A 9,850-nucleotide genomic window follows, 5' to 3' on the forward strand; every position below is an offset into this window, starting at 1 on the left:
TGACCTGCCCCGTGCGTCGCGTCATGCCGAGGTCGAAGGTCTCGCGCGGCGTCAGCGCCACCATGTGCTCGCCGTAGCAGACCGCGACAAATCCGCCATGCGGCTCCAGATTGGCGGCCAGCCGCGCAAAATGCGCGGCATATTTCCGGTCGAGATGAATGTTGCGCGCGGCGATGTCGCAATCGATCATCAGACATTTGCCGATGAAATAGGTCACGAAACGGGCGCGTCTCGGGTCGAAATCCGGCGGCAGGGAATCGTCGTCAAGCCAGAGGCAGCGGAAGTCGCGGCATTCTTCCGGCCGGGTATCGTAGATCCGGCACCCCTTGCCGATGTCGCAATGCGGGCACCATGTCAGGTTTTTCTTCCCGACCGCGGCGACGCCAGGAATCTTGCAACACAAATTGCAGTCGCCGCAAATCCGCCCCATGCCGTCTCCAACCTCATTGAAAGCCTGACGGCATTATAACGACGTTTCGCGCTGTTTTGCGAATGTTCGGGCGCCCCGTCACGGCTCGATCACCCAATAGGCGACGCCGGCCTTGGCGCGCTCGGGCAGGCCCCGCTGCGGGGCCGCCGTCTCGCGATTGACGATGGCGCTGAAATCCTGGATCGCCTTCGGCTCGTCGAACACATAGGAATGGCCGCCGAGGCGGGTGTCGACGGATTCGACACCGCCGGTCACCAGAATGTTGTCGCCGCCGCTGCCGGCGCGGGGCGCCTTGTGATAGCTCTCCGAAATCAGGATCGCGCGGTCATATTCCGATGCGTAAAGCGTGCGGATGCCGCCGATTTTCTTCGCAATGCGCATCTGTTCGCGAAACACGTCCTGCGCCACGTCGGGCGCCGCGAAAACCGCCGCCCCGATGCGGATGCCGGAATGCGCCAAAGCCAGTTCCCGCAGCATCTGCAGCAGCATGCGATTGCCCATGCTGTGCGCGACGAAGTCGAGCTGCAAGTCCGGCGCGTCCTGGGCGATCTGGCTCACCAGGTCGAGCAGATGGGGTTCGCTCCAGAGATTGGAATCCTCGTCATAGGCATAGCCGAAGGCCGACCCTTCCGACGGCCAACTCCAGCCGACGATCGCACCATTATAGTCGAGGTCCGACGCGAGTTGCAGCGCGCGCCACGCGAGCCCGTCGAAGGGGATGTTGAAGCCGTGGATGACGAACAGGATCTTGGACAGGCCATCCCGGCGCGTGCGGTCGACGATCATCTTCGCGCAGGCCTCCAGGCCAGTCGTCATTCTCTCGGGAGCGGGCGGCAGCTTCGGCTCTCCCGAATGCCGCGCCGGGGCGCCGAGAAAGGCGCAGCTATATTGGAACGGATCGAGGCGGCGGGCGCCGAAGCGGGTCTTGTAATCGGAGCCGCCTTCGTCATTGCGGTCGGTGGCGAAGAACACCGGCGGGTTCGTCGTCCTGACAGGCCCGGCCGGCGCGCGCGGCGCGGGGGCGGCTACGCCGTGAACCTCGGCCTCGGCCTTGCGCCACAGGTCGTCCTCGCGGCTCATCGCCGCGTCGCCGCCGCCGCCGGCCTTCATCGCCAATTGCATTTGCGCGTCCGAGTCGAGGCGGTTGAACGCGATATTGGGCAGATCGCGAAACGCCTTTTCGCGCGCCAGAATTTCGGCGTCGGCGGCGGCCCGCGCCTGTTCGGCGGCGGCGGCGATCGCGTTCTTGTCGATTGCGCGGGCTTGCAGCCAGAAGGTGGGCGCGGCGGCGAGGGCGCCGGCCTCCGGCCAGCCGACCGTGAGATAGAGTTGGCCCTTCGTCTCGGCCGCGCGCTTCAGTGTTTCCGCGTCCAGCCGGGTCGTCAGCGCGTCGGCCTCATGCATGGTCGCGGCCGGCGCCTCCATCAGTTCGACGCCGGTCGCGGCCATGACGGCGCCGTCGGCGCCGCCTTGCTGCGCGGCGACCTTTAGCCGCATGAAATCCGCTTCCGTGCGCACTGGCGTCCGGCTGAGCAGATAAGTGATCGAATGGGCCCAGATCTTGATCGGAAACAGGCCGGTGCGGCCGGCGTCGACGGTCGCGGCCACGCCGAGGAAACTGTCGCGCATCGCGAACATTTCCTCGGCGGACTTGAACCGGAAGGGCCGCGTCAGCAGCGCGGTTTCCGCGCTCGACATGCGCAGGGCGCGCCGGTCGTCGTCGTCCAGGATGAAAACGCCGAGCTCGGCCTCGCGTTTCTGCAGCGCCGCCATGGCTTCGGAATCATTTGCGACCGGCTTGATCGTAACGGACAAGCCGGCGGCCTTGAGGATCTTGCTGTGCGACAGGCTCTCGACGAAGGCGTCCTGCGCGAAGCCGGCCGGAACCGCGAGGCGGATTTCTGCTCCTTGCGCCGCAACGGGCGCGCAGAGCAGGGCGAGGATGAGCAGGCGCCTGAGCATCATGGGCATGGTCCCACCGGGCGTTGGTCACAAGGGCGAATGCAGCGAGTTCGCGCGAGCGACCCCAAAGGTTACACCAGCAAGTCAGGTCAGACGAGGCGCCATCGCTTTCGGCGTTTTGGCCCTTCCCGACCCAAAGTCAGGCGCCGCGGCTGAAGTTCGGGCTTTTGCCTAAAAAAGCGGCTTGCTCACGCGCGAGGCGGAGCGCAGAACAAAGCCGTTCAACAAGAACGCCAGCCAGATCGGAGAAGAAAATGCAGACGGTCGAGGAATTTCTGGCCTATTCCATCCATCTCGAACAGGAAGCGGCGACGCGGTTCGGCGAGCTTGCCGACGCCATGGAGAGCGGCGGCAATCGCGAAGTGGCGCAATTATTCCGCAAGCTTGCCGAATATTCGCGGCTTCATCTCTCCGACGCCAAGGCCCGCGCCGGTTTCCGCGACATTCCGGAAATCGCGCCGGCGGATTTCGTCTGGCCCGATCTCGAAAGCCCGGAAGCCGCTGCGATCTGGGGCGCCGATCCGCTGCTGAGCCGCCGCGAGGCGCTCGAAATCGCGCTCTGCGCCGAACAGGCCGGCCACGATTATTACAAATCCGTGCGCGACAGCGCGACTGACCCGGAAATCAAGGTTCTGGCGACGGAATTCGTCGACGAGGAAGCCGGCCATGTCGCCGAGCTGAAGAAATGGATCGCCGCCGCCGAAGCCGGCCAGGCTATGCCGGCGGAATGAGCGATTTAGCTCGGCGCACAAGCGAATTGCCTTGCGCCTGCGATATGCGCTAATCAGCCGGGACCTTTTTCGTCCCGGCTCATCATGAAAAATCTCGACCCCGTCGCGCGTCGGCGCACTTTCGCCATCATTTCCCACCCCGACGCCGGCAAGACCACGCTCACCGAAAAGCTGCTGCTGTTCGGCGGCGCCATTCAGCTTGCGGGCGAGGTGCGCGCCAAGGCCAATCGCCGCCAGACCCGCTCGGACTGGATGGGCATCGAGCGCGAGCGCGGCATTTCGGTCGTCACCTCGGTGATGACCTTCGAATATGGCGATTGCGTTTACAACCTGCTCGACACGCCGGGCCACGAGGACTTTTCGGAAGACACCTATCGCACGCTGACGGCGGTCGACAGCGCCATCATGGTGATCGACGCGGCCAAGGGCATCGAGGCGCGCACCCGGAAATTGTTCGAAGTTTGCCGGCTGCGCGACATTCCGATCATCACTTTCGTCAACAAGATGGACCGTGAGTCGCGCGATCCGTTCGACCTGCTCGACGAGATCGAAAAAACCCTGGCGCTCGACACCGTGGCGCTGACCTGGCCGATCGGGCGCGGCAAAGGGTTCGCTGGCACCTATGACCTGCGCGCCAATCTGGTGCGGCGGCTCGAAGAAGACGCCGAGCCGATCAAGGTGTCCGGGCCGGACGATCCAAAAATCGCGGAAATTTCCACTGACGCCGACGCTTTGCTGGCGATGGAGGAGATCGAACTGGCGCGCGAGGCGCAAAAGCCGTTCGAGGTCGCGGCCTTTCTCGAAGGCCATCTCACCCCGGTGTTTTTCGGCTCTGCGCTGAAGAAATTCGGCGTGCAGGACCTGATCGACGCTTTGGCCGAATTCGCCCCCGCGCCACAGCCGGTCGCCGCCTCAACCCGCACGGTCGATCCGCGCGAGAACCGGATGAGCGGCTTCGTGTTCAAGATTCAGGCGAATATGGACCCCAACCACCGCGACCGCATCGCCTTCATGCGCGTGTCTTCCGGCAAGCTGACGCGCGGCATGAAGGCGCGGCTGGCGCGCACCGGCAAGAATATCGCGCTGAACGCGCCGCAATTCTTCTTCGCGCAGGACCGCCAACTCGCCGAGGAGGCTTTTGCCGGCGATGTGGTCGGCATTCCCAATCACGGCGCCCTGCGCATTGGCGACACGCTGACCGAGGGCGAGAATCTCGTGTTTCGCGGCGTGCCGAGCTTCGCGCCGGAAATTCTGCGCCGCGTGAAGTTGGGCGATGCGATGAAGGCCAAGAAGCTGCGCGAAGCCTTGCAGCAAATGGCGGAAGAGGGCGTGGTGCAGCTTTTCCTGCCACATGACGGCTCGCCGGCCATGGTCGGCGTGGTCGGCGCCCTTCAACTCGACGTGCTGGCCGAGCGCCTGCAGGCCGAATATGGCCTGCCGGTCAGTTTTGAGACCAGCCGTTTCGAGGTCTGCCGCTGGGTGACCGCCGACGATGCCGCAGAACTGGAGAAATTCGTTCGCGCCTATCCGTCCTCGATGGCGAACGATCTCGACGGCGCGCCGGTTTTCCTGGCGCAATCGGCCTTCAACCTGCGCTACGACCAGGAGCGCTGGCCGGCCATCCGCTTCGCGGACATCAAGGATTATCAGGTCGGACAGGCCTGATCGCGGAAAAGCGCGGCAGGGCGGGATTAACCCTGCCGCCGTTTTTCCAAGCAAAAATCACGATGGAAAATGTCCTGTTTTGGGACTCAATTTTTATCGCGTGTTTTAAAGTAGATCACAACAGCATTTCTTTGAAACATTAGTACAAGTATTTACCCGAAAATCCTGTCCATGCGTTTGACATGACTTTATTTTTCCACATTTTCGCCGCGTTGAAAATATCCATCGCAGGTATAACTTATGCCGAACAAGCAGAATGCCTTTCGGGTGGATGAAATGAAGTGGGTTAGCGCGCGCGAACTTTCCGTCGCTCATGTCGATGGCCACGCCATCAATATCGTCACGCAGGACGACGCCGTGGCTTGCGTCCGGGCGCGTCTCAGGGCGCGGCGCGGCTTCAACTTCGCCACACTCAATCTCGATCATCTGGTCAAGCTGCGCGACGATCGCTCTTTTCGCGCCGCTTATGCGCGCATGAATTTCGTCTCCGCCGACGGCGCGCCGGTCGCCGCTCTCGCGCGCGGCGAGACGCCGAACGTCCGCCGCGTCACCGGCGCCGACCTGCTGGTTCCGCTGTGCCGGATGGCCGCGCGCGACCGGATGCCGGTGGCTCTGTTCGGCTCGACGCCGGAAAGCCTCGCGGCCGCCAGCGACAGGTTGCGCACGCTCGCGCCCGGGCTGATCATCGCCTATTGCGAAAGCCCCGCCTTCGGCTTCGATCCCGATTCGGAGGCGGCCGACGCCTTCGGCGCGGCGATCGCGGCCAGCGGCGCGCAACTGTGCTTCGTTTGTCTCGGCGCCCCGAAACAGGAAATTTTCGCCGACCGCATGACGCAGGTTCACGGCGAGATCGGCTTCATCAGCGTCGGCGCGGCGGTCGATTTCCAGTCCGGCGCGCAGGTCCGCGCCCCCAAATTCGTGCAATTCGTAGGGATGGAATGGGCCTGGCGGCTCGCCAGCCAGCCGCGCCGCATGGCGTCGCGCTATTTCCAATGCGCCTGGCTCCTGCTCGGTCTGCACGCGCGCCGGGGCGGCGAGGCTTTGCGCAACAGCCGCGTTTTCAGCGCCGAAGCCTGGAGCGTCAGCCGATTTTTGTTGTTCCAGGGCCACGCCGGGTCGGCGATTGCGGCGTCTTGGCCGGACGAAAGGCGTCTTGCGCGAAAAGCGCCTTGACGCGACTCGGGTTTCTTGCGCATCGTCGGCGGCATTCGCAGCCGGGGGATCCCATGCAGCTTACCCGTCGCGCCATTGTGGCGGCCACCCTTCTGTCGTTCGGCGCCGGTTTGTCTTTCGGCGCCGGCGCCGCCGCGGCGCGGCCGATGAAGCCCGCGGAAGAATTCTTCACGCTTCCCTATGACGGGGTCATGCCGGGCTGCGACGATTGGTTCACGTTGCAGGAAATCGCTGGACGGCTAGGCGAGAGCGAGGCCTTCTTCTTCAGTTCGCCTCTGCGGATCACGGAATTTTCGGCCATTCGCCAGACCGGTTTTCGCACCAATGGCGCCGATTTCATTCCGCGCCGCTATTGCACGGCCAGGGCCCGGTTCAACGACGAGCGCGAGCGCGTGCTGAAATATAACATTATCGAACGCGGCGGGCTGGCCGGCTTTGGGCGCGGCGTCGAATGGTGCGTGGTCGGCCTCGATCATTATCACGCCTATGCGCCGGATTGCGAAGCGGCCGGTCCCTAAGCGCTAGGCCATGAAACGGCTCCTGACGGCCGCCTTGCTCGCTCTGGCCGCGGCGCCGGCGCTGGCGGCCAATGATTGCATCCTCGACAATTGCGCCGACCAACGGCCGCCCGCAACGGACCAGACGGATCGCACGGGGCCGCCGTCCGACGGGCCTTCGCCGCGCTGGTCGGGTGGCCGCGGCGGGTCTTCGGGCAATTTCGACTTTTATGTCCTGGCCCTGTCCTGGTCGCCGAGTTTCTGCGCGACGGGCGGCGCCGGCCGCTCGCCGGCGCAATGCGCGCCCGGCGCCAATCCCGGCTTCGTCGTCCACGGGCTGTGGCCGCAATATGACAACGGCTATCCGAGCCAATGCGCCGGAAATGTTTCGCTGCCTTATGCGGTCCTGTCGGGTCTCGGCGATCTTTATCCCGATCCGGGCCTGGCGCGCCACGAATGGCGCCAGCACGGGCTGTGTTCCGGCAAGCCGCCCTCCGGCTATTTCGCCGATGTGCGCGCCGCCCGCGCGGCGATCACGATTCCAGCGGCGCTCAAGGCGCCCGAGGCCGATCTCCGGCTTTCGCCGTTCGACATCCAGCGCGCCTTCATCGAGGCCAATCCGCGCCTGCGCTCCGGCATGATGGCGGTCGTGTGCCGGCGCGGCCTGCTGCAGGAGGCGCGCTTCTGCCTGTCGCGGGATCTGCGCGATTTCGTCGCCTGCCCGCAGGTGGTCCAGCAGGGCTGTTTCAGCCAAAGCATTGTCGCGCCCGCCGCGCGATGAACTATCGCCACGCTTTCCACGCCGGCAATTTCGCGGACGTCCTGAAACATGCCGCGCTGGTCCGCGTCCTGCTCTATCTGCGCCATAAGGACAAGCCGTTCCGGGTCATCGACACCCATGCCGGCGGCGGCCTTTACGATCTGACCGGGCCGGAGGCTGCTCGCTCCGGCGAGGCCCGCGACGGCGTGCTCCGCCTGCTCGACGGCGGGGATCTCGGCGCGGCCGGCGAATTGCTCGCGCCCTATCTCGATCTCGTCCGTGCGGCCGGCGCGCCGGGGCTCTATCCCGGCTCGCCCCTGATCGTCCAGGCCCTGCTGCGGCCGCAGGATCGCGCGATCTTCTGCGAATTGCTGCCCGAGGCGGCGCGGGACCTGCGCCGCGCGCTCGGCCGCGACGAGCGTGTGAAGGCGGTCGAGATCGACGGCTATACCGGACTTAAGGCCTATGTTCCGCCGGTCGAGCGGCGCGGCCTCGTCTTGATCGATCCGCCTTTCGAGCGGCGCGACGAATATGAGCGCGCCTTTGATTCGCTTAAAGCGGCTTTGCGCAAATGGCCGGGCGGAACCTATGTGATTTGGCAGCCGGTCAAGGAGCCTGACGTGGCGGAGGCCTTCTGCCGCGCGGTGGCGGCGGAGGCGCCCGATTGCCTGCGCATCGATCTTCAGGTCGAGGCGCCGCAGCCAGGCCGTCCGCTGGCGCGAACCGGCCTGCTGATCGTCCATCCGCCCTATGTGCTTGAGCGGGAACTCGAAATCATCCTGCCCGCGCTCGCGCGGCTGATGGCGCGCGGGCCGGGCGCCGAATTTGCGATCACGCGCTACGGCCGAGGCTAAGGGGCGGCCGCACACCGTCGAAAGGCGCCACTTGCCAAGCGCCGAATTCTGCATCAACTTGATGACAATTGGGGGGCTTCGCTTCGGCGAAGAGGCTGACGAAAACAACAACGCAGCCTGTCTTGCAAACAACAAGCCTGCATAAGCGCAAGGCGACCCGCCAATCGGCCGAGACCATTTCGGGCCGGGTGGACTGCGCATCTGGAATTGCACTCCAGCGCCGCGCCGGCGCGCCGCCCGAAATATACGGCCATGACCGGAGGAAAAGCGTCATGACGCAAACGGGCACGATAAAATTCTTCAATGCGGAAAAAGGGTATGGCTTCATCCGGCCGAGCGACGGCGGACGGGATATTTTCGTCCACATCACGGCGGTCGAACAGGCGGGCCTGACCTCTTTGAACGAGGGGCAGAAGATTACTTTCGAGGTGGAGCCGGACAAGAAGGGGAAGGGCCCCAAGGCGGTCAATCTGCATCTGGAGTGATCGTGCCGCGAGCGGCGCGCGAAGCTTTGCAGCAGACGCGGGAATTGCTATCGGCTTGAGGGCCGCGATTCACGCGCGCATGGAGTTCGCGCCATGAAGCTGTATTTCTCGCCGCCCTCGCCCTATTCGCGCAAAGTGCGCATTGTCGCGTCGCTGCTCGGCCTCGACGACAGGATCGAACTCGTCGCGACCGACACCAATAATCCGGCGGATATCGTTCGCTGGAAAAATCCGCTGGGCAAGATTCCGACGCTCGAAAGCGACGACGGGACCTGTGTCTATGACAGCGCGGTGATCGTGGCGTTCCTGGACGATCTCGCCGGCGGCGGGCGCGTCATTCCCAAGGAACGCGACGCGCGTTTCGCCGCGCTGACGCTAGAGGCTCTGGCGGACGGCCTCACCGACGCCAATCTCCTGCAGGTCTATGAAAACCGGATGCGCCCGGAAAACGAGCGCAGCGCGGGCTGGGTCTCCTATCAGCGCGAAAAGGTCGACCGCGCGCTCGCCGCGCTCGAGGCCGCGCCGCCGCCGGCGGTTTCCGACGCCGCGCAGGCGCATGTCGGCGCCATCGCTTTGGCCAGCGCGCTCGGCTATCTCGATCTGCGCTTCGAGGGCGCCTGGCGCGCCGGCCATCCCCGACTCGTCGCCTGGCTGGAGGCGTTCGCCGCCGCCGTTCCGGCTTTCGCCGCGACGAAAGCGTAAGCGTTTTCCCTCATCTTTGGCTCGGATAGGCGGCGCCCGGCTCTCGTCGGCTGGCGCCGCTCTAATGGACGAAGAAGCGGTCGATGCCGACGCCGATTCCGACGCCGGCCAGCGCCGCCGCTATGCCGATCGAAACGGTTTCGAGCACGGTGCGAATGGCGCTGCAATTCGCGATCTTCGCCCGGCCAAGTCCGAGGCCGACCAAAAGAGCGATGGTCACCGCCCCCGAAACGAATCGCGCCTGCTGGATGGGCAGGAAGACGAAAGGCAGAATCGGGACGGCGGCCGCGAGAAAATCGGCGGCCAGCATCCACAAGGCCTGTTCCGTCGGGTTCAACGCCTTCGCCGACGCGCCGTCCAAAGCGAGCAGAAGATCGTCTACCGCGCCGGGATCCGTCCGCACGGCGGCGGCGACCGCTTGCGATTGCGTCGGGGTGAGGCCGGCCGCGTTAAGCCGTCCGGCGAGAGAGGCGACTTCATCGGCCGCGCCCCCCGGGGTCGTCGCGCGGGCCTTGACCTCGTCCCTGGTCGTCTCGACGTCGAGATAAGCGCCGGCCATCATCGAGACGGCCGCCGCCGCCGCGCCGGAGG

General features: G+C 65.1%; 11 protein-coding genes. 8 read left to right on the forward strand and 3 right to left on the reverse strand.

The genetic code is table 11. The annotated features are described in order from the left end of the window. A partial coding sequence (locus ACE3S9_RS09295; protein WP_374546170.1) for a hypothetical protein occupies nt 1-430 on the reverse strand: 430 nt, incomplete at its 3' end. Between the two features lie 78 nt (nt 431-508). After that, on the reverse strand, nt 509-2,395 hold the full coding sequence (locus tag ACE3S9_RS09300; protein ID WP_374546171.1) for an alpha/beta hydrolase: 1,887 nt from the start codon (nt 2,393-2,395) through the stop codon (nt 509-511). A 251-nt stretch (nt 2,396-2,646) separates the two neighbouring features. Here ACE3S9_RS09300 and ACE3S9_RS09305 point away from each other — a divergent pair, with 251 nt between their 5' ends. The 8 genes from ACE3S9_RS09305 (at nt 2,647) to ACE3S9_RS09340 (ending at nt 9,259) form a co-directional block, all read left to right on the forward strand. After that, on the forward strand, nt 2,647-3,123 hold the full coding sequence (locus ACE3S9_RS09305) for a ferritin family protein (protein WP_374546172.1): 477 nt from the start codon (nt 2,647-2,649) through the stop codon (nt 3,121-3,123). An 84-nt stretch (nt 3,124-3,207) separates the two neighbouring features. Next, nucleotides 3,208-4,788: a peptide chain release factor 3 gene (locus ACE3S9_RS09310; RefSeq protein ID WP_374546173.1), complete on the forward strand. Its 1,581-nt coding sequence runs from the start codon at nt 3,208-3,210 to the stop codon at nt 4,786-4,788. A gap of 276 nt (nt 4,789-5,064) precedes the next feature. After that, entirely contained in the window at nt 5,065-5,961 is an 897-nt protein-coding gene (locus tag ACE3S9_RS09315) for a WecB/TagA/CpsF family glycosyltransferase (RefSeq protein ID WP_374546174.1), read from the forward strand. Between the two features lie 53 nt (nt 5,962-6,014). Beyond that, nucleotides 6,015-6,479 carry a hypothetical protein gene (locus ACE3S9_RS09320; protein WP_374546175.1) on the forward strand — a complete coding sequence of 155 codons (465 nt, stop codon included), beginning with the start codon at nt 6,015-6,017 and terminating at the stop codon, nt 6,477-6,479. Between the two features lie 10 nt (nt 6,480-6,489). Next, nucleotides 6,490-7,239: a ribonuclease T gene (locus ACE3S9_RS09325; RefSeq protein ID WP_374546176.1), complete on the forward strand. Its 750-nt coding sequence runs from the start codon at nt 6,490-6,492 to the stop codon at nt 7,237-7,239. After that, nucleotides 7,236-8,072 carry a 23S rRNA (adenine(2030)-N(6))-methyltransferase RlmJ gene (locus ACE3S9_RS09330; protein ID WP_374546177.1) on the forward strand — a complete coding sequence of 279 codons (837 nt, stop codon included), beginning with the start codon at nt 7,236-7,238 and terminating at the stop codon, nt 8,070-8,072. Before ACE3S9_RS09325 ends, ACE3S9_RS09330 begins: the two co-directional genes overlap by 4 nt. A gap of 272 nt (nt 8,073-8,344) precedes the next feature. After that, the gene (locus ACE3S9_RS09335; protein ID WP_374546178.1) at nt 8,345-8,557 is read left to right on the forward strand and encodes a cold-shock protein; all 213 of its coding nucleotides are present in this window, start codon (nt 8,345-8,347) and stop codon (nt 8,555-8,557) included. Between the two features lie 93 nt (nt 8,558-8,650). Continuing rightward, on the forward strand, nt 8,651-9,259 hold the full coding sequence (locus ACE3S9_RS09340; protein ID WP_374546179.1) for a glutathione S-transferase family protein: 609 nt from the start codon (nt 8,651-8,653) through the stop codon (nt 9,257-9,259). A gap of 61 nt (nt 9,260-9,320) precedes the next feature. Here ACE3S9_RS09340 and ACE3S9_RS09345 read toward each other — a convergent pair. Then, a partial coding sequence (locus ACE3S9_RS09345) for a VIT1/CCC1 transporter family protein (protein ID WP_374546180.1) occupies nt 9,321-9,850 on the reverse strand: 530 nt, incomplete at its 5' end.

Origin of the sequence: Rhodoblastus sp. (assembly GCF_041915505.1) — a bacterium.
Lineage (GTDB): Bacteria > Pseudomonadota > Alphaproteobacteria > Rhizobiales > Beijerinckiaceae > Rhodoblastus.

Bases quoted from the DNA above. Each gene is read 5' to 3' on its own strand.
- ACE3S9_RS09300 (WP_374546171.1), bottom strand. From the start codon at position 2,395: ATGATGCTCAGGCGCCTGCTCATCCTCGCCCTGCTCTGCGCGCCCGTT.
- ACE3S9_RS09305 (WP_374546172.1), top strand. From the start codon at position 2,647: ATGCAGACGGTCGAGGAATTTCTGGCCTATTCCATCCATCTCGAACAG.
- ACE3S9_RS09310 (WP_374546173.1), top strand. From the start codon at position 3,208: ATGAAAAATCTCGACCCCGTCGCGCGTCGGCGCACTTTCGCCATCATT.
- ACE3S9_RS09315 (WP_374546174.1), top strand. From the start codon at position 5,065: ATGAAGTGGGTTAGCGCGCGCGAACTTTCCGTCGCTCATGTCGATGGC.
- ACE3S9_RS09320 (WP_374546175.1), top strand. From the start codon at position 6,015: ATGCAGCTTACCCGTCGCGCCATTGTGGCGGCCACCCTTCTGTCGTTC.
- ACE3S9_RS09325 (WP_374546176.1), top strand. From the start codon at position 6,490: ATGAAACGGCTCCTGACGGCCGCCTTGCTCGCTCTGGCCGCGGCGCCG.
- ACE3S9_RS09330 (WP_374546177.1), top strand. From the start codon at position 7,236: ATGAACTATCGCCACGCTTTCCACGCCGGCAATTTCGCGGACGTCCTG.
- ACE3S9_RS09335 (WP_374546178.1), top strand. From the start codon at position 8,345: ATGACGCAAACGGGCACGATAAAATTCTTCAATGCGGAAAAAGGGTAT.
- ACE3S9_RS09340 (WP_374546179.1), top strand. From the start codon at position 8,651: ATGAAGCTGTATTTCTCGCCGCCCTCGCCCTATTCGCGCAAAGTGCGC.